The following is an 18,641-nucleotide window of genomic DNA, read 5'->3' on the forward strand; positions in this document are numbered from 1 at the left end:
GGCGGCGGCGGCGGCGGGGGCGGCGGCGGGCACGTGGGCACGCACGGCGGGGGCGGCGGCGGCGGGGGGCACGTCGGCACACACGGCGGGGGCGGGGGCGGCGGAGGCGGCGGAGGCGGAGGCGGCGGCGGGCACGACGGCACGCACACCGGCGCAGAGCCGACGTTCACGTCGCAGGCCGCACCACCGATGCCGAGACCGGCGATGCCGATGCCGTTGCCGTTGCCACACACCTCGATCGGGACCGCGATCGGAACGGCGATCGAGTTGCCGCTCAGAACACCGTCACCCGAGGCGCTGGACGACGCTTGCTGGGGGCCGGTCGACGGTGCCGGAGCACCACCGGAGCCACCCACGTTGACGTCGCACAGGGCACCACCGATGCCGAGGCCGAGGACGCCGATGCCGTTCGCGTTCCCACAGATCTCGATGGGGATGGCGATCGGGATGGCGATGGAGTTGCCCGAGAGCACTCCGTCGCCTTCGGCGCTCGACGCTGCCGTCTGCGGGCCCGTGATGGGACCCGCCTCGGCCGGCGCCACCGACAGCAGGAGGGCGAGCCCTGCGAACAGGGCAGCTCCTGCGGTCGTACAAAAACGCTTCTTCACGTATGTCTCCTTTGCTTGGGGGAGCTACGTCGCTCTTCGTTGACCGAAGGGGGTCAGCTGGAGAAGAGCGCGACGTCGCAGGCGCTGCCGCCGATGCCGACGCCGGCACCACCGATGCCGTTGCCGTTGCAGACGCCTTCGATCGGGGTGGCCCAGGTCAGGGCACCCGAGTTGCCGGCGCCGAGGCCGGCGCCATCAGCGCTGGAAGCGGCCTGCTGCGGACCCGTGGTGGGACCGAAGCTCTGGCCGGAGCTGGCGACGCTCACGTCGCACAGCGACAGGCCACCGCCGCCGCCGAAGATGCCGACGCCGTTGGCGTTGCAGCCGATCTCCACGGGGATCGCCACCGCGGCGGCACCCGAGTTACCGGACAGGACGCCGTCGCCCGAGGCCGACGAGGCCGACGACTGCGGGCCCGTGCTGGGGCCACCGGCACTGGCGGGGTTGGCACCGAGGAGCAGGAAGCCGAGCCCGGCGATCAGGCCGGCGCCTGCGATCTTGCGAATGTTCATCGCGTGTTTCTCCTTGCATGGGGGTTTCTGGGACGCCTGACCCGCCCCGCTCGATGAGAGGCGGGTCAGACAACGGGGGCAGCGCCCGGGGAACCGGTCGCGCTGCCGCGCACAGGCCCGCCGGACCCCTCCCCAGGGCGGTCGGCGGGGCGAGGGGGGGTCGGCTAGTCGGGGGTGACCGCGGGGCGGGAGCCGGCGTTCACCGACGCCCCGACGACCTTCGGCACCACGGGCGACCGCAACGCCGGCGAGGCGACGTGGGCGGGGGCGGCGGCACCGGCCAGAGCGGTGGGTGCCCGGTCCGGGAGGTCACGGCCACCGCCCGCCGTCGAGGCGGGAGCGGCCGGGCCCGTCGACCACGGCGGGCGCGAGGCCTGCGGGGCGGCGGGGAGGTCCGGGTGGTCCTGGGCGACCGGGGCCGCCGCGGCGACGGCCGGGGCCGGGGGCGCGGCAGTCGGAGCAGCCGCCTCGGCGGCCTGCAGGGTGCGCGTCGCCGGTGTCGACCGGGCCGGCTCTACCGGGACCGGGACGGGCACCGGAACGGCGGTCGCGGTCGGCGCCCGGAGCGGCCCGGCGGCCACGTTCCCGGGCTCCACGACGGGGAGGTCGAGCTCGGTCATCGGCTCGACGGCGGCCGCCAGCGGCTCGGCCACGGCGTCGACCACGGGATCGACCACCGGCGCCAGCTGGGGAGCCATCTCGTGCACGGTCGCCTCGACCTGCGTCAGGACCGGGTCGACCACCGGCGCCACGGCCGCGTAGACGGGGGCGACCACGGGCTGGACGACCGGCACCACCACGTCCTCGACGATGGGTGTGACCACGGGGGTCACCACGCCGTCGACCACCTCGCCTACCTGTTCCACGACCTCGGTCACCGGATCGACCGGCGGGGTGGGCGGCTCCACCTGCGCCTCGGCGACGTCAGCCGCGGCGGCCGCGACCTCCGCGTCGGCTTCGGTGGCGACGTCGGGGCGGTCCTCCGCGGACGCCGACGACGACCACAGCCACCACGTCACGACGGCCACCGCACCGAAGGCCGCGGCGCGCGCGACGGCCGGTGTCAGGCCTCGCGTCGGGGCTGCAGCGCAGTCGTCGGCCGTCATGAGCACGGAAAGTGTCTACCCGACCACAGAAAGTGTCAAGCATGGTGACGTCCGCGCCCAGGCGGGCGGGGGTTCAGCTGTTGGTGAACAGCAGCAGGTTCGGCGTGGCCGGCGTGCAGAAGATCCACAGCCAGCACGAGCCGGCCGTGCCCGATATGCGGTCGCGGGTGGCGGCGTTCTTCAGCGTGGTGGCCACCGCGTCGGGCGACGCCCCCGGCGTGCTCTGCAGCACCTTGGCCGCCGCGCCCGCCGCGTGCGGCGAGGCCATCGACGTGCCGCTGATGGTGTTGGTGGCCGTGTCGCTCGTGGACCAGGCGGCGGTGATGCCGTTGCCCGGGGCGATGAGGTCGACGCAGGTCCCCCGGTTGGAGAACGAGGCGAGGGCGTCGGCGTTGGTGCTGGCGGCGATGGTCAGGGCCGACGGCACCCGGGCCGGCGAGCTGCCACAGGCGTCGGCGGTGCTGTTGCCGGCGGCCACCGCGGTGGTCACGCCGTCGCCGGTGAGGCGGCCGATGGCGGCGTCGAGCGCCGTGCTGGCACCGCCGCCGAGGCTCATGTTGGCCACCGCTGGCTGGCCAGCCTGGTGGTTGCCGACCACCCAGTCGATGCCGGCGATCACGCCGGAGGTCGAGCCGCTGCCGTCGCAGCCCAACACCCGCACGGCCACCAGCGACGCCCGCTTGGCCACGCCGTAGGTGTTGCCGGCCAGCGTGGAGCCGACGTGGGTGCCGTGGCCGTTGCAGTCGTCGGCCGAGCCGCCGTCGACGGCGTCGAACCCGGAGGTCGCCCGCCCCCCGAAGTCGGCGTGGCTGAAGCGGAGGCCGGTGTCGATCACGTAGGCCGTCACGCCCTGGCCCGTCGCGGTCCAGCTGTAGGTACCCGACAGCGGGAGCGCCGGCTGGTCGATGCGGTCCAGGCCCCAGGGTGCGCTGGGCTGGGTCTCGAGGGCGTAGACGAGCGCGTCGGGCTCGACGGCCCGCACGTCCGGCTCGGCGGCGAGCGCCCGGGCCTGGGCGGCGGTCAGCGTGGCGGTGTAGCCCCGCAGCGCCGAGCGGAACACCCGCCCGGGGCGACGGCCGGGCCCGTGCTCGGCGAGCTGGGTCTGCGCGGCGGCGGCGACGTCGCCGCCCGTGCCGGCCTCCAGCGTGACGATGTAGGTGCTGGTGGCCGCCGGTTGCGACTGCACCGGCCGGGCGTCGACGGGCGCCGCGGTCACGGCTCCGAGGACGGCGACCGCTCCGATCGCGGCGACAGCACCGCCAACCCCCCGACGACGAACGAGTCGAGTCCCCATGTCCATCCCCCCAGATCGCCTGTCCCTGCCGTCGATCATCTGTTGACCCACCGCCGACTGTCAACCCTTGGTATTGACTCCTCAGGTTGGATCGCGACCCGTCATGTCGGAGTCGTATCGGGGTGGTGGAGGGACCAGGCGGCGAGCCAGCGCTCGACCACCGGGGCGAAGGTGGCGGGGTTGTAGACGTCCTCCTCGGAGGCGAACAGGCCGTCGCCGGCGTACACGAGGCGGGTCCAGTTGGCACCCTGGTACACCTCGCCGTCACCCGGGTCGACGAAGCGGTTCTCCACCTGGCCGACGAGCCAGCCCTGCGCGGCGTCGATCGTGTACCAGTCCCACGGGAACTCCTGCATGTGGGTGAAGGGCCAGGCCGTCATCGTGCGGGTGATCCAGCCGAGCACCGCCGCCCGACCCCGGAACTCGCCGTACAGGTGCTCGATGTACAGGACGTCCGGGGTGAAGCACTCCACCCACGGCCGCCAGTCGCCGCTGCGCCCGGCCTCGTCGGCCGCCGCCGAGTAGCGCCGGAACGCCGCCTCGATCTCCTCGCGCTCGAACCCCATCGCGGTCCCCCCGTCCTGTCACCGAACGTGGCCAGGATACGGCCCCGAGCACGCTGGGCGCCGAACTGCTGAACTGGCCGGATGCCCACGATGACGCCCGATGACCTCGTCGAGATCGAGCAGATCAAGCGGCTCAAGCACCGCTACTGCCGCTGCCTCGACCAGAAGCGCTTCGAGGAGCTGGCCGAGCTGTTCGTCGACGACGCCACCGCCAGCTACGGCGGCGGGGCGCGGGAGCTCAGCGGCCGGGCGGCGATCGCCGAGTGGGTGGGCTCGGTGATGGCGTCGACGTCGATGCTCACCATCCACCAGGTGAGCCAGCCGGAGATCGACCTGGTCGGGCCGACCGAGGCGACCGGGAGCTGGGCGCTGCAGGACGTGGTGGTGCTGTCCGACGCCGGCTTCACCATCCGGGGCGCCTCCTACTACGACGACCGCTACGTCAAGGTCGACGACCGCTGGCTGATCCGCCACACCGGCTACAAGCGGATCTACGAGACGCTGGCGCCGCTCGACCCCGGCAGCAAGCTGACCGCCAGCTGGTGGGGCACGGACGGCCGGTCGTCGATCGCCTGAGAGCCTGGGCCTGGGCCCGAGCCTCAGTCGTCGTCGAGCCGGTTGAGGTAGCTGACGCAGTCGCCCTGGTTCTCGAACGAGCGACCGTCGTGGTCGACCAGGTGCTGCCAGCCGCCGCGACGGCAGTCGTCGGCACCGCTCGGGGTCTTCGGCCGGTCGGCAGGTGGCTCGGGCTCGTCCGCGGGCGGCTCGCGCCGCGGCTCCGTCGAGTCGATCGGCTCGGTCCCCGTGGGCGGGGCGGACGTACGCGGATCGTCGCCCGACGCGACCGGGGTCACTGCGGGCTCCCCCACCGCCGGTCCCGCGCCGCCGGCCGTCGTGGTCGACGCCCTCGTGGTCGTCGTCGTCGACGCCGGCCCCGGGGCGGAGCGCCCGCCCGACACGTCGCCGGAGTCGTCGTCCCCCGGGCCGAACGTCTCCACCGTGTCGGTGGGGGTGGGGTTGGCCATGCCGGCGACCACCAGCAGCACCGCCAGCGCCACCGGCACGAGCAGGATCGCCCACATCCCGCCGACGAACGTGAGCGACTGGGGTGGCCGCTCCCTCGGTGCCGACGGCTCGCGCTGGGCAGCCGGATGCCATGCCGCCGAGGGCGGGTACCAGCGCCCGTCGCTGGCCTGCCACCAGCCGGCGCGCCGCCTGCGACGCCATCGCAACCCGCCGAGCCTCAGTCGGCGGGCACCACGATCTCTCATCGTCCGCCCTCCCGGTAAGGCACCAACCTCGCACACGGAATCCGACGGATCGGGCGTTCGGAGGGGTTTTCTTCGATCGTTCCGGAAATCCGCGCGGTACTGCAGGTTGACTGGTGACGGTGAGCTGCACCCTCGTCCCAGGAGGACATTGATGACCACGCCCATCGAGCGGTGCCTCGACGCCTGGCACGGCTACCTGCGCAGCAAGGACCCCGACGCCCTCGACGCCCTGCTCCACGACAACGTGGTCTTCTGGTCGCCGATCGTGTTCAAGCCCCAGCGCGGCAGGGACCTCACCAAGCTGTACCTCACCGCCGCGGCCGGCACCCTGGTGGGCGAGGCGCCCGCGGACTCCCCGGGCGAGGGCTCAGACCCGGGGGGCGGCTTCCGCTACGTGCGGAAGATCCACCAGGGCAACGACGCTCTGCTCGAGTTCGAGACGACGATGGCCGGCAAGTACGTCAACGGCGTCGACCTGATCACCTGTGACGACGACGGCCTGATCGTCGACTTCAAGGTGCTGATCCGCCCGCTGCAGGCAGTGAACATCGTGCACGACCAGATGCGGGCGATGATCGAGTCGATGTCCCCCAGCCCCTGATCACCCCACCCCGACCGCCGCCCGACGCCCCACGAGGTACGCCAGGACGACGCTCACCAGGAGTGCCCCGACGAGCACCTGTCCCTCGGCGGTGAGGTCGCGCTCGAAGGCGTGGTCCACCCAGGCCCCGATCGACGCGATCGCCCAACCGGCGAGCAGTGCGGTGCCCGTGCGGGGTGGGGTCAGCAGCGTCGCCACCAGTGGCACGACCGTGGCTCCGAGGGCGAGCAGGACGTACATGACCAGGAAGTACTGCTGCGCCGGCGTGGTGACGTCGGGCTCGCCCAGGAACGACAGGACGGCGACCACGACGAACGCCGCCGCGACGACCGCCGCGACGGTGCCGCCGGTGCCCTGGCGGCGCAGCCACCCGCCGACCATGCACCACGCCGCCGAGACGGCGGTGAGCAGGACCGTCAGGCGCAGGATCGCCTCGTCGGAGACGTAGAGGCTGTCGCGGGTGTAGTTGGCGACGTTGAGCTCGCCCCAGGTCAGCGCCGTCACGACCCCGACGACGGCGGCCGCCACCGCCATCCCCACCGCGCCCGGCGACCGGGGCGGGACCACCCGCCAACGCCCCCGCATCCCGACCAGCGCCATGCCGGCCGCCACCACGAACAGCACGCCGCCCAGCGCGACCAGCCAGAAACCGGCGCCGATGTCGAAGTCGACCGTGGCGGCGAGCCCGGCGATGAGCACCGCGAACGGCACGGCGGTCGCGGCGGTGCCGACGACGAGGGCGCGTCCGACGTCCCGTCGTCCGTCGACGCTCAGGAGCTGGAACGCCGCGTAGCCGCACAGGGCGGCGAGAACCAGCATCCAGAGGTAGTTCCACTCGTAGTCGATGAGGCTCTCGCTGGCGCCGTCGTAGAGCCAGAAGGGCAGGGGCAACCCGAAGGCCATGGCGACGCCCCCGCCGGCGACGGCCCACCCCGTCGCCCGGTCGAGATCCCACCCTGTCCGGGGCGCGACCTCGACCTCCGGCGACTCGATGTCCGGAGGCCCGGGTGGCACCGGCGGGTCGGTGCCCTCGCCTGCCTCCGCGGCCTGCACCGGGGGCCGCGGGTTGCGGGCGATCACGAGGTCGCCCTCGACGTCGACCCAGCAACCCGGCGTCTGGCCGGCCACCTGGCAGCGCACGTGGTCGTAGACGTAGTCGTAGAGCTCTTCGACGGTGACGAACCCGTCGCCGTCCCGGTCGGCGGCACCGCTGGCGAGGCCCTCGACGATCGCACCCGTGAACACCGACGGCTGGGCGTTCTCGGACGTCAGCTCGTCGGCCTCGAAGGCGTACTCGGTCGCCCGCGACGCCGTGATCACCGCGCGACCACGGCCTTCGAGCTGGCTCACCGAGATCGAGTCGTCGCCCCGCTCGCGAAACCCCTTGAGGAACGCTCCGCTGTAGCAGCAGTCGAGGAGCACGACGACCCGCTTCGACCGGGTCAGCTCCAGCTGCTCGCTCACGAACGAGGCCGAGATCCCGGTGGAGCGCAGCAGCTCGAAGAGGGTGTTGGTCGTGGCGAAGTGGAGCTTGCCCGCGGCGTCCTTCACGCCGTGGCACGAGAAGTAGACCAGCAGCAGGTCGTCCGGCCGGCGGCCCGAGAAGAAGCGCTCCAGCTCCTGCTGCACCACCGGGCCCGGCTGGTTGACCACGGCCTGCACCCCGAACCCACCGACGGCGGGATCGCCCAGGACCGACGCCAACGCCTCGACGTCACGCGCCGGCGAGCGCAGGGCCCGGAACTTGGGGTCCTCGAACTCGTAGGCCGCGACGACCAGCGCCGCCTTCACGCCGTCCACCGGTCAGGGCTCGCTGTGTCGTTGGACCCAGGCGTCGACGACCGTCTTCACGTCACCCGCCGATGCGCCCGTGATCTCCAGCACGTCGCCGTCGAGCGCGACCTTCACCGTGCGGGTGTCGTTGCGGCCCGCCCAGTCACGGATGGCCTCGACGACCTGGCGGAGCACCTTGGCCGAACGGCCGAGCTTCACCACCAGCGCTCCGACGGCCACCAGCTCGAGCCCCTTCACGCCCTCCGGGGCCTCTCCCCCGGTTGCCGGCGCCACGTCGTCGACGTCGAGGTCCAGCAACTCGGCGCTGAGCGCGGCGACGCGCGCGGTCAGCTCGCCGCTATCGGCATCGCCGTCGCCGATCGGAAGCTCGACCTCGAGGGTCAGTAGATCCGCCGTCATCTGCCCGCCTCCCTGCTCGGGATGGGCGAGATCGTACCCCACGCTGGGTGCCACCCCTGGCACGTCTGGCGAGCCCGTGGCGGGGTCAGACATTCGTGTCAACGTCCGGGCGCGGTGGTGCGAGTTGTTTCACGTGCCCAAAGGGGAGAGGACACGTTGGAGTTGCTGGGAGCACGCATGAGAGCCAGGGTCTTGGACCGCGCCACGGAAGAGCGGCCGCCGATCCACCGCCACGACGACCGCCACCAACGCGATCGCCACGAGGGAACCGGTGCGAAGGGTGCCCTCGACGAGCTGTACCGGCGGGAGTACCGCCCGCTCGTCGCGCTCGCCTACGGCCTGTCCGGTAGTCGGGGCGCCGCCGAGGAGATCGTCCAGGACGCCTTCCTCGCCGCGCACCGCCGCTGGCAGAGCATCGGCACCTACGACATGCCGAGCATGTGGCTGCGCCGGGTGGTGGTGAACCGCTCCGTGAGCGCGGTGCGCCGACGCCTGGCCGAGGCGAAGGCGCTGACCCGCGTGGGGTCGTGGGCCAACCGGCCCGACCTGCTGCCCGAGCAGCACGACGAGCTGTGGCGCGCCGTGCGCCGACTGCCCCCGCAGCAGGCCAAGGCGCTGCTCCTGCGCTACGTCGACGACTGCACCGTGGCCGAGACGGCCCTGGTCCTCGGCTGCTCCGAGGGCACCGTGAAGACCCACCTGCACAGGGCGCGCCGGTCGCTGGCCGGCGCGCTCCCGCATCACGCGCCGAGGAGGACGCATGACGACTGATCTCGAGACTCGCCTGCAGTCGATGGGTGGTGCACTGCGCCACTCCGTCGGCGGCCAACCACCCCGCAGGACCCGACCGCCGGGCCGCACCCGGATGGTGATCGGCGTCCCCCTGGTCGCCGTCGCCGCCCTGGCCGCGGTGCTCGCGGTGCGGGGCGGTGATTCGGTCGACGTCACGCCGGCGCCGGTCGTCAGCCTGCGCGGGCTGATCCCCGAGACCGCACCCGAGGGGCTGGAGCTGAGCTGGGCCGGCCAGCAGGCTGCCCAGGCTGGCGCCACCCCCGAGGGCGACGTCGCCGCGGCCGGCGGGGCGGTGAACGACATCGCCGCCGGGCCCGTCGACCTGTCGACCTACCTCTACGGCGATGCGTCCGCCAACGCGCCCTTCGTGGTCGACGACCTCGTCGTCAACGTGTGGGAGGCCGTCCCCGAGGCGCCCGTGTTCGACGCCGCCGCCCTGGCGGCCGGGCTGCCGGGCTCCGTCGTCGGGACCGTGCAGGGCCAACAGGCCCTGGTGTGCGACCTGGCGACCTGCGCCGCCGACGCCGTGCCCGCGGTCAACAGCATCCGCTGGCAGACCGAGCAGGGCGTCCAGGCCGTGGCCGCGTCGCAGTCGCTCGCCGTCGAGCAGCTGCTCCAGGTGGCCGAAGGCCTGACCATCGACGGCACGGCCGTGGCCCTGGGGGCGGTCCCCTCGAACGTCGACGGCGCCCTGGACGAGGTGGCCCACATCGAGGACACCGTGGTCGACGGCGCCCGCCAGGTGGACGCCTACTGGGTCGGCTACGTCGATCCCGCCGACCCGTCACGAGCCCTCGACGTGACCACCCTCACCGGCTCGGTCGACGAGCTCGAGGCCCTGGTGTGGTCGCTGGGCGCCACGGAGCTGGTCGACCTGCGGGGCGCCGACGCCTACCTCGTCGTGGACGAGGCCGGCGACACCGTCGAGCTGGTGTGGCAGGAGGCCGACGGGGTCCTGGCCCACGTGACCGCCATCGGGATGACCCGCGACGAGGTCGTCGCCCTGGCGGAGGGCCTGCGCTGGGTGGCCGACGGCGAGTGGCAGGAGGTGGAGGAGCTCGCCGCCGCGGCTCAGGCGGCGATCGCGACCGCCACCACGCCTCCCGCGTCGGCCGATGCCGAGGTCGACGCCGGGGTCGAGGTGGGCGACGCGACAGTCGACGCCGAGGTGTCCGACGAGGGCGTCGACCTCGGGCTCGACACCGCCATCGCCGACCTGGAGGCCAGCCTCCACCTCGACCTGGGTGCCGCCGCCGTGCTCGGGCCGGTCCTCGGGGCCGTCGAGGACGGAGCCGAGGAGCTGGGCGAGCAGCTGACGCCGCCCCCGCCCCCGACGACGGCACCTCCTTCCACCCTGCCGGAACTGCTGCCCTAGGAGGCCGAAGCTCTGCGCCGCCCCGGGGGTGCCCCACCAGATGCCGTCGACGGACGTTCCAGTCGTCCGCCGGCGGCACGAGGGGGCGGCGCATCCGGGTGCGGGCGGGTCAGGTACGGCAGCCCGGTCAGGCTGCCTGCCCCGGAATCCCCACGCCGACCCGCCCGCACCTGGTCACCACCGCCCACCGGCATTCAGCCGGTGGGCGGTGGCGCTTTCCCTGCTGTCTCTACACCGAGTGGTCGGTCGACCCGTGACCCGGGAACGTCCCTCAAGGGGGGTGCGCGGCCCCGCTAAGGTGAACCGCTCCTGGCGGTGTGGCCGAGTGGCTTAGGCAAGGGCCTGCAAAGCCCTGTACACCGGTTCGATTCCGGTCACCGCCTCCAGGTCTTCACGAGGTGCATGCGCCGTCCTCTACCCGAGCGCGAGCATCGCCTCGGCGACCTCGCCGGCCGCCGCATCGGGGATCGCAGTGGCGGCCTCCTCGAGGACGAGGAGCCGCGCCCCGGGGATCTCGCTTGCGATCGCCTTGCCGTTGCCGACGGGGAAGAACGGGTCGCGGCGGCCGTGGACGACGAGCGTGGGGACCTCGATCTCGGGCAGGCGCTCGCGCCAGCGGGGTGTGCAGTCGAGCCTGGAGAACACCATGCCCATCTGGTTGGCCATCTGGACCGGGGGCGCGGTGCCGGGCGTGCGGTCCCAGACGCGCGCGGCGATCGAGCGCGCGGCGACGGGGTCGTCGCCGAGCATCTCCGCGCCGGCGGCGGCGAACTCCGCCACCGCCTCGCGGTCGGTCCAGTCGGGCATCGGATGCGCGAACAGCCGGCTCATCGTCGCCTGGTCATGGTCGGGGAGGTCGTCGTCGGGCGGGCCGGGCGCGACCGCGCGGGTGCCGGCCAGGGTGAGCGCCGAGAACGCGCCCGGATGGTCGAGCGCGGCCACCTGGGCGACCATCCCGCCGACGCCGATCCCCGCGAGGTGCGCGGGCCCGCCGCCGAGCGCGTCGGCAAGGGCCGCCGCGTCGGCGGCGAGGTCGCGCAGCGTGTAGTCGGGCGCATCCGGGTCCGCCGTCGTCGACTCGCCGCTGTCGCGCAGGTCGTAGCGGACGACGCGGCGCCCGCCGGCGGCGAGGCGCTCGCAGAGCCCGTCGGGCCAGGAGAGCATCGTCGTCCCGCCCGCCAGCAGGACGAGTGGTGCGTCGTCGTCACCGAAGGACTCGACACCCAGGGCGACCTCGTTGGCGTTGATGGTGGTCATCGGATCCTTCGGATCTCAGGGTGGGTGAGTGATGTCAATGGAGGGTGGGTCGGTAGACGAGCTCTTGGGTGTGGTCGTCGAAGGTGTAGGGCGCGGCCAGGTCGTTCTCCTCGTGAGCGGTGTGAGTGCAGACTGGAACCACCTCCGAAACTCATCGGGCACTTCGCCGATTCGTGTTGGGGTGACACCGTCCGGACGGTGTCACCCCAAATAGCTCACTCGCCGTTGAAGGAGCGGGTGGCGCGTTCGACGGTGGAGCTTCGGGCGGCTTCCTCGTCGACCATGGGTTCAGGCGGTGACAGCCGTCTTCAGTGGTGGTGCTCGCTGGAGGCGGGCACGGGCGTGACGCCAGGGCGGGTCCACTGGACGGTCGGCCGCCCGCCCGTCCAGTTGTTCCCGACGCCGTCGTCGTGGCTACGCCAGAACCAGCCCGGCTGCTTGCCCTCCGGCCAGCCCTCGGGGTAGTCCTGCCAGGCCTCCAGGCGGCCCCGTGCCGTCAGGTCGAGCAGGGCCAGCGCCGTCATCGAGACCTCCAAGCCTCGGCCGGTCACCGTGTTGGTGAGGAAGACCCGGTCGCCCTGGCGCAGCCAGCACGTCCAGGCGCCGTACCCGTCGCCCCGGACGAGGTCGTCTTCGACGTCGACCGTGGAGTACCAGTGCCGCGGGTAACCCATGAACTCGACGAACCGCGCGAGCTCGGCGTACCGCCCCTCCGCGAACACGGCGAACGAGACGCCACGCGCGCTCAGGTACGCCGAGAAGTTCTGCGTGGCCCAGTAGGTCATGGTGCAGCCCTCGCACTGGTTCTCGAACGGTTCGCCCGGGAACCACATGTGCCGGTACACCACCAGCTCCTCGCGGCCCTCGAAGAGGTCGAGCAAGGTGCGGTGCCCGTCCGGGCCGACCACGGTGGTGGACGCGTCGACCTCCGTCATCGGGAGCCGACGGCGGGCCGCGGCGATCGCATCGCCCGCCCGCATGTGCTCCTTCTCCCGCACCAGCAGCTCGTCGCGGGAGGCATGCCAGGTCTCCCGGTCGACGATCGGCGGAACGGCCGCCGGCTGGTGGTTCTCGTGGGTGGCAGTCATGGTCTGCTCCTCGCTCTGTGGCCTTGATAGTTCCCGCCTCCGGTATGTGACGACCGTACGGGCCAAGAGTCATCGCCCCGCCACAGGTGACGGTGGCAAGTTCGTCACCCTGCGTAGGCTCCGGCCATGAACCGCTTGTCGAACGCGTGGCGTCTGTCCAAGGCCTCGTGGCAGGTGCTGTCGCACGACCGGGAGCTGGTCCTCGTGCCGATCGTGGCGGGGATCGTCGCCGTGGTGGCGTTCCTCGTGGTGCTCAGCCCCGGGGCGCTGCTGGGCGGCACCGGCGACGACAGCAGCGGCAGCTGGGCGCTGTACGTGTTCGGCGCCCTCGGCCTCGTCGCCGCCACGTGGGTCTTCGCCATCGGGCAGGCAACGGTGGTCGCCGGCGCCGCCCAGCGCATGGACGGCGGCGACCCCACGGTCGGTTCGGCGTTCGCCGTCGCCCGGACGCGCACCGGGCGCATCCTGGAGTGGGCGGTGCTCGCCACCGTCGTGGCGATCGTCCTCGACATCATCGAGGAGCGCCTCGGCCTCCTCGGCCGCATCGTCAGCTGGCTGGGCAGCGTGGCGTTCAGCGTCCTGTCGTTCCTGGCCCTGCCGGTGATCGTGTTCGAGAACCTCGGCGCCATCGATGCCTTCAAGCGCTCGTCGCAGCTGCTGAAGGCCACGTGGGGCGAGCAGGTCGCCTTCAGCTTCGGCCTCGGGCTCCTCGGGTTCCTGCTGGCCCTGCCGGCGTTCCTGATCGGCGGGCTCCTGGTGGCCACCGGCATGGTGGTGCTGCAGGCCGTCGGGATCATCGCCGCGGTGGCGTGGATCGCCCTGGTGATGGCGACGACGTCGGCCCTCTCGGCGGTGTTCAAGGCGGCGCTGTACCGCTATGCCGTCGGCGCCCCGGTCGACCCGGCGTTCAGCACGACCGACCTCTCCGGCGCCTTCCAGCACCGCTAGCCGGACCGAAACTTCGACACAGACGGCGCCATAGCGACCAGTTCTGTCGAGGTTTCGTCTCGGGGGCTAGCCGAACTCGACGGCCTCCAGCGCCAGCAGCTCGTCGAAGCGCCGGCGCAGCTCGGGACGGCGGCCACGGTCGTGGGCCAGGTTGACCAGCTCGTGCGGGTCCTCCTGGAGGTCGTAGAGCTCGTGTTCCTGGTCCTCGAAGGCGGCGTCGGGGCCGTAGAGCATCGGCGTCGGCTTCCCGGAGAAGTCGTCGTTGGGCAGCCCGCCGCCCACCCCGAAGTAGCGGGCGTACTTGTAGCGCCCGTCGAACGAGCCACGGATGGCCCAGCGGGTGGCCCGGATGTTCGACGTGTGGGCGGTGGCGTGGCAGAACAGCACCTGGTCCCGTACGGACCCCGCGGGATCCGCCAGCACCGGTCCCAGGTCGACGCCCCGCATCGACGGCGGCGCCTCGACGCCCGCCAGCCCGCAGATCGTGCGGGCCAGGTCGACGTGTGAGGTCAGCGACGACGACACGGCACCCGCCTGGGTCATCCCCGGCGCCTTCACCACGGCCGGCACCTTCATGATCTCGTCGTAGACGAACGGTCCCTTCGACCGGAGCCCGTGCGACCCGCACATGTCGCCGTGGTCCGACGAGAACACGACGATCGTGTCGTCCCACGCCCCCGAGTCCTCTAGCGCCGACAGCACGGTGCCCAGCGACTCGTCGGCCAGCTCGTGGAGCCGCACGTAGTAGTCGAGGTGACGCCGCCACGCGGCCGGGTCCGCGGGGTCGATGTGCCCCCAGAGCCCGTGCTGCTGGTCCCAACGCCACTGCCGCTGGCAGGCGGGCTTGGAGATCAGGTCGTCGTCGAACGATTCCGGCAGCGAGGCGACCACCTCGGGGTAGTCGTCCTCGAAGGCGGGCACCAGGTCGCCGTCCTTCCACTCGGACGCGGCCAGCATCTCCCGCACCATGCGCAGCTCGTCGGGGTGGTCGGCCCGGTAGCCAGGCTGGTCGATCGGGAACCACATCACGTCGTGCGGGTTGACCAGCGCCACCGTGAGGAACCACGGCTGGTCGCCGCCCACGGCGTTGGTCCGCAGCCAGTGGGCGGCGTTGTCGGCGATGCGCGGGTCGAAGTAGACGCCGGTACCGGCCCAACCCATGAAGTGCTGGTCGTTGCCCTCCCAGTCGCTGTAGCCGTAGGCCTCCATCGGCGGCTGCGGGCCGTACGACACGTGCCACTTGCCGATGTAGCTCGACCGGTAGCCGCCGTCGCGCAACGCCGAGCCGACCGTCGGCACCGCCAGGTCGAGCCCGTGGTGCCAGGGGAAGATCGTGTTGTCGGCGACGCCGTGCTGGGGCACGTGCAGGCCCGTCTGGATCGTCGTCCGGGAGGGTGAGCAGGGCGCCGAGTGGGTCCAGTGGTTGTCGAGCGTCAGGCCCTCGGCCCGCAGCCGCTCGCGCCACGGCAGGCGCACCGTCGGCGGCAGCCAGTCCCAGGACCGTTCCTGGTCGGACAGCACGAACAGGATGTTCTGACGACCCGTCACATCTCGCAGTGTGGCACAGGCCCCGACGAACGACCCCTTGTCCATCAAACGTTCGTTTGGCAGAGTGGGACCATGGCTCTCGGACACGCGCCCGCACCCCCGTTCCCGATCGACGTGCTCGACCCGCGCTTCTACGACGACCCGTGGGAGGGCTACCGCTGGCTCCGCAACAACGCCCCCGTCTGGTGGGATGCGACCAACGAGCTGTGGATCATCTCCAAGCACGAGGACGTCAGCCACATCAGCCGCCACCAGGAGATCTACTCGGCAGCCCAGGGCGTGCGGCCCAAGGTGGCGGCGCCCATGTCGATCATCTCGATGGACGACCCCGAGCACACCCGCCAACGCCGCTTGATCAACAAGGGCTTCACGCCCCGGGTCGTGCGCAAGCTCACGGAGCACATGCGCGAGCTGACGAACCAGATCATCGACGACATCGCCGAGCGGGGCGAGTGCGACTTCGTGGAGGACGTCGCCATTCACGTGCCGCTCATCGTGATCGCCGAGCTGATGGGCCTCGACCCCGAGCAGCGCCTCGACCTCTACCGCTGGAGCGACGCCATGATGGCGGGCGACGGCCACACCGACCCCGAGGACCCGGTGCTCGTGAAGGCCGCGGAGGCCGGTGGCGAGTTCGCCATGCTCTGCCTCGAGCTGATCGAGCAGCGCCGCCAGGACGGCTCCACCGACGACATCATCGGCATCCTCACCCACGCCTACGACGAAGGGGCGCTGTCCCGCTCCGACGGCACCACCGGCACCCCCGAGGAGCTCGCGGCCTTCGCCGACCAGCAGATGACCAGCGACGACCTGCTGATGTTCCTCATCCTGCTGGTCGTCGCCGGCAACGAGACCACCCGCAACGCCATCTCCGGCGGCCTGCGGGCGCTGAGCCAGTTCCCCGCCGAGCGCGACCGCCTCGCCGCCCACCCGGAGCTGTCCGACCTGGCCGTCGACGAGCTCATCCGTTTCGTGAGCCCGGTGCTGTCGTTCATCCGCACGGTCACCGAGGACCACACCTACCAGGGCGTCGACCTCAAGGCCGGCGAGCGGGTGTTCATGCTCTACCAGTCGGCCAACCGCGACGAGGACGTGTTCGACGAGCCCGACCGGCTGATCCTCGACCGCGACCCCAACCCCCACCTGGCCTTCGGCATCGGCACCCACTACTGCCTGGGCGCCAACCTGGCCCGCAACGAGGTGCGGGTGGTGTTCGAGGAGCTGTTCAAGCGGCTGGCCGACATCCGGGCGGCCGACCCGTCGACGCTGTCGCGCGGCGACTCGTCGCTGGTCCTGTCGATCGACACGCTCCCCGCGGTGTTCACGCCCGAGAGCCAACGGGTGTGACCCGGTGACCGCAACCGAAGCGATCGCGCCGACACCGCCGGGCGCCCGGGCCCGCATCCTCGACAGCGCGTTGGGGCTGATGAGCGAGCGGGGCGCAGCGGGCACGTCGATGCGACAGCTGGCCGACGCCTCCGGGCTCAACGTCGCCACGATCTACCACTACTTCCCCTCGAAGGCCGACGTGCTGCGGGCGGTCATCGAGGAGCGGCGCTACGGCGAGCGGATGGCCAACGAGGCGCCACCGCTCGACCTCGACCGGCCACCCGGGGAACGACTGGCCGAGCTGCTGCGCTGGCTGTGGTCGGGCACGCTCGACGAGCAGTCCGTGTTGCGGCTGATCCTCGGCGAGGGCCTCCGGGGCGACGCGGCCGCCCAGATGTCGGCCCGCAACCTGATCGCCGCCCTCGACGTCGGCCTGGTGACCTGGCTCGAGCACGGCTTCCCCGAGCTACGGGCCCGCGAATTCGACCCCGAGCTGGCAGCCCGTCTGGTCCGCCGCCACCTCCTGGCCCTCGTCGCCGAACAACTGGCGGCCGGCGCCGCCGACGGCGACGGCGCCGCGACAGAGCTCGCGACCGCGCTCTTCGGTTGACCTCGGTTGACCCGGCCTAGCCGGTGGCCGACTTGCTGCCGGAGCCGCGGACAGCGTCGACCCGGGTGAAGGGGAAGAGCTCGTCGTCCACGTCCGGCGAGAGCTTCGGCTCGTCGTCCTCGACGGTGCGCTCTTCGGTGCGGGCGGTCGCTGCCGTCGCTGCGGTCTCGGCGTCGACCGCCAGGATCGAGAACACCGCCCCGTGCGGGTCGCCCAGCACCGCCGTGCGACCGACCTTGGGCATGTCGAAGGGCTCGACCGCCACGGCCCCGCCCAGCTCCACCGCCCGCTCCACGGTGACGTCGCAGTTCTCGACGCCGAAGTAGGTCATCCAGTGCGACGGCAGGTCGCGCGGCCAGCTGCGGTCCATCTCGACCATGCCGGCCACGTCGCTCCCGTCGAGCCGGAACGCCGTGTACGACGAGGTCTCGTACGGCGTGGTCGCCCCGACCCAGCCGAACACCGCCCCGTAGAACCGCTTCGCGCTCTCGATGTGGCGCGATGCCAGCTGGTTCCAGCACATCGCGCCCGGCGCCTCGGTGAGCTCCGCACCGCGCAGCTCACCCGCCTGCCACACGCCGAACACCGCACCCGGAGGGTCGATGAACAGCGCGATCCGCCCGATGTCGGGCACGTCGACGGGCGGCACGAGCGTCGCGCCACCGTTGCTCACCACCACCGCCTCGATCTCGTCCGCGTCGTGGACCGCGAAGTACGTCGTCCACGACGGTGGCTCGTCTCCCTGATGCCGGACGAGGCCCGCCACGTCGCTCTCGTCTGACTGGAACGCCAGATAGCCGCCTGTCAACTCCGCCGGGCCACGTATGGCCGTATCCCATCCGAACAATCCGCCGTAAAAACGGGCCGATGTGACCAGATCCGGACTGGTCAGGTCGACCCATGACGGCGTGCCCGGCGTGTGTTCCCGCTCGTAGCCCACCGATGAAACCTCCTACCCACCGCTCGCCGCGCGGAATGTACCCGTAGAGAACACGCCCCGTGAGGTGGATGTGCCGTTTATCGCGCACACCCGTTCATCCCGCCTGAGATTCCCTCTCGATCACGCCGCCCTCCACCTAGACGCTATCGAAATTCATGGCCGAATGGCTGACGCTCCGCGCGTATCCGTACGGTCCGTGCGTTCCGAGGCGTCGCGACGGGCCGACGGGAGAGCGCACGCAGCCGTCCCACCAGGGAGTCGATGGCGATTCCGGGCCACGAGGCGGTACACCGGACCCGCCAGCCACCGGCCCGGCGGCACCGAGATGAGCAGGCCGAACGGCCGCCAGAACGACCCTGCGTCGACGAGCAGCCGGGCGACGGCGTCAGATCCGGCGGCAACGGTGCCGTCGACGTCGACCCACTGCACCGCCGCCTCGGCCGTCTCGGGCTCGATGCCGAGCGCCCCGAGATCGGTCAGCTGCCAGGCGAGCACCTCGGCCGACGTGGGGATCCGGCGCTCGATGAACCGGGCGCAGGTGGAGCAGAACGCGCAGTCGCCGTCGTAGAGGAGGACCGGTCGGGCGCGCACCGCCCCAGTGTG

At 72.1% G+C, this 18,641-nt stretch carries 20 protein-coding genes and 1 tRNA gene; 8 read left to right on the forward strand and 13 right to left on the reverse strand.

Annotation, left to right across the window (positions count from 1 at the left end; genetic code table 11):
- From VK611_09660 to VK611_09680, 5 genes are all read right to left on the reverse strand, one after another.
- The coding region (locus VK611_09660) for a chaplin family protein (GenBank protein HMG41586.1) at positions 1 to 608 on the reverse strand (608 nt) is incomplete at its 3' end.
- 53 nt (positions 609 to 661) lie between these two features.
- Positions 662 to 1,120, reverse strand: coding sequence for a hypothetical protein (locus tag VK611_09665; GenBank protein HMG41587.1), 459 nt, complete (start codon positions 1,118 to 1,120; stop codon positions 662 to 664).
- A 164-nt stretch (positions 1,121 to 1,284) separates the two neighbouring features.
- A complete protein-coding gene (locus VK611_09670) occupies positions 1,285 to 2,226 on the reverse strand; it encodes a hypothetical protein (GenBank protein HMG41588.1) in 942 nt (313 codons plus the stop codon).
- A 73-nt stretch (positions 2,227 to 2,299) separates the two neighbouring features.
- Positions 2,300 to 3,442 carry a S8 family serine peptidase gene (locus VK611_09675; protein ID HMG41589.1) on the reverse strand — a complete coding sequence of 381 codons (1,143 nt, stop codon included), beginning with the start codon at positions 3,440 to 3,442 and terminating at the stop codon, positions 2,300 to 2,302.
- 179 nt (positions 3,443 to 3,621) lie between these two features.
- A complete protein-coding gene (locus tag VK611_09680) occupies positions 3,622 to 4,086 on the reverse strand; it encodes a nuclear transport factor 2 family protein (GenBank protein ID HMG41590.1) in 465 nt (154 codons plus the stop codon).
- Positions 4,087 to 4,176: 90 nt separating this feature from the next.
- Between VK611_09680 and VK611_09685 the strand changes: the two genes are divergently transcribed.
- On the forward strand, positions 4,177 to 4,662 hold the full coding sequence (locus tag VK611_09685) for a nuclear transport factor 2 family protein (GenBank protein HMG41591.1): 486 nt from the start codon (positions 4,177 to 4,179) through the stop codon (positions 4,660 to 4,662).
- Between the two features lie 23 nt (positions 4,663 to 4,685).
- Here the strand turns inward: VK611_09685 and VK611_09690 are convergent, their stop codons facing one another.
- On the reverse strand, positions 4,686 to 5,318 hold the full coding sequence (locus VK611_09690; GenBank protein ID HMG41592.1) for a hypothetical protein: 633 nt from the start codon (positions 5,316 to 5,318) through the stop codon (positions 4,686 to 4,688).
- Positions 5,319 to 5,508: 190 nt separating this feature from the next.
- Between VK611_09690 and VK611_09695 the strand changes: the two genes are divergently transcribed.
- Complete coding sequence (locus VK611_09695) at positions 5,509 to 5,958, forward strand: nuclear transport factor 2 family protein (GenBank protein ID HMG41593.1); 450 nt, start codon at positions 5,509 to 5,511, stop codon at positions 5,956 to 5,958.
- On the opposite strand, the gene VK611_09700 is transcribed toward VK611_09695, so the two are convergent.
- Together VK611_09700 and VK611_09705 are read right to left on the reverse strand one after the other, a co-directional pair.
- On the reverse strand, positions 5,959 to 7,758 hold the full coding sequence (locus VK611_09700; GenBank protein HMG41594.1) for a caspase family protein: 1,800 nt from the start codon (positions 7,756 to 7,758) through the stop codon (positions 5,959 to 5,961).
- 3 nt (positions 7,759 to 7,761) lie between these two features.
- Positions 7,762 to 8,151: a hypothetical protein gene (locus VK611_09705; protein HMG41595.1), complete on the reverse strand. Its 390-nt coding sequence runs from the start codon at positions 8,149 to 8,151 to the stop codon at positions 7,762 to 7,764.
- A gap of 177 nt (positions 8,152 to 8,328) precedes the next feature.
- Between VK611_09705 and VK611_09710 the strand changes: the two genes are divergently transcribed.
- The 3 genes from VK611_09710 (at position 8,329) to VK611_09720 (ending at position 10,704) form a co-directional block, all read left to right on the forward strand.
- The gene (locus VK611_09710; GenBank protein HMG41596.1) at positions 8,329 to 8,922 is read left to right on the forward strand and encodes a sigma-70 family RNA polymerase sigma factor; all 594 of its coding nucleotides are present in this window, start codon (positions 8,329 to 8,331) and stop codon (positions 8,920 to 8,922) included.
- Positions 8,912 to 10,318 (forward strand): hypothetical protein, encoded by a 1,407-nt coding sequence (locus VK611_09715; protein HMG41597.1) that lies wholly within the window; start codon positions 8,912 to 8,914, stop codon positions 10,316 to 10,318. Before VK611_09710 ends, VK611_09715 begins: the two co-directional genes overlap by 11 nt.
- A 311-nt stretch (positions 10,319 to 10,629) precedes the next feature.
- Positions 10,630 to 10,704: transfer RNA gene (locus VK611_09720), tRNA-Cys, on the forward strand.
- Between the two features lie 28 nt (positions 10,705 to 10,732).
- Here VK611_09720 and VK611_09725 read toward each other — a convergent pair.
- Positions 10,733 to 11,575, reverse strand: a complete 843-nt coding sequence (locus VK611_09725; GenBank protein ID HMG41598.1) for an alpha/beta hydrolase — start codon at positions 11,573 to 11,575, stop codon at positions 10,733 to 10,735.
- A gap of 308 nt (positions 11,576 to 11,883) precedes the next feature.
- Positions 11,884 to 12,663, reverse strand: coding sequence for a DUF899 family protein (locus tag VK611_09730; GenBank protein HMG41599.1), 780 nt, complete (start codon positions 12,661 to 12,663; stop codon positions 11,884 to 11,886).
- Positions 12,664 to 12,789: 126 nt separating this feature from the next.
- Between VK611_09730 and VK611_09735 the strand changes: the two genes are divergently transcribed.
- Positions 12,790 to 13,611, forward strand: a complete 822-nt coding sequence (locus tag VK611_09735) for a DUF6159 family protein (protein ID HMG41600.1) — start codon at positions 12,790 to 12,792, stop codon at positions 13,609 to 13,611.
- Positions 13,612 to 13,677: 66 nt separating this feature from the next.
- Here VK611_09735 and VK611_09740 read toward each other — a convergent pair whose 3' ends face one another.
- Complete coding sequence (locus VK611_09740; GenBank protein ID HMG41601.1) at positions 13,678 to 15,159, reverse strand: sulfatase-like hydrolase/transferase; 1,482 nt, start codon at positions 15,157 to 15,159, stop codon at positions 13,678 to 13,680.
- Between the two features lie 72 nt (positions 15,160 to 15,231).
- Here VK611_09740 and VK611_09745 point away from each other — a divergent pair, with 72 nt between their 5' ends.
- The gene (locus tag VK611_09745; GenBank protein HMG41602.1) at positions 15,232 to 16,506 is read left to right on the forward strand and encodes a cytochrome P450; all 1,275 of its coding nucleotides are present in this window, start codon (positions 15,232 to 15,234) and stop codon (positions 16,504 to 16,506) included.
- 4 nt (positions 16,507 to 16,510) lie between these two features.
- Positions 16,511 to 17,098: a helix-turn-helix domain-containing protein gene (locus tag VK611_09750; protein ID HMG41603.1), complete on the forward strand. Its 588-nt coding sequence runs from the start codon at positions 16,511 to 16,513 to the stop codon at positions 17,096 to 17,098.
- Between the two features lie 16 nt (positions 17,099 to 17,114).
- On the opposite strand, the gene VK611_09755 is transcribed toward VK611_09750, so the two are convergent.
- A complete protein-coding gene (locus tag VK611_09755; GenBank protein HMG41604.1) occupies positions 17,115 to 17,864 on the reverse strand; it encodes a VOC family protein in 750 nt (249 codons plus the stop codon).
- Positions 17,865 to 18,191: 327 nt separating this feature from the next.
- On the reverse strand, positions 18,192 to 18,629 hold the full coding sequence (locus VK611_09760; protein ID HMG41605.1) for a DUF393 domain-containing protein: 438 nt from the start codon (positions 18,627 to 18,629) through the stop codon (positions 18,192 to 18,194).
- Positions 18,630 to 18,641: the final 12 nt, after the last annotated feature.

The sequence above is a fragment of the Acidimicrobiales bacterium genome (assembly GCA_035316325.1).
Lineage (GTDB): Bacteria > Actinomycetota > Acidimicrobiia > Acidimicrobiales > VFJN01 > DASXTK01.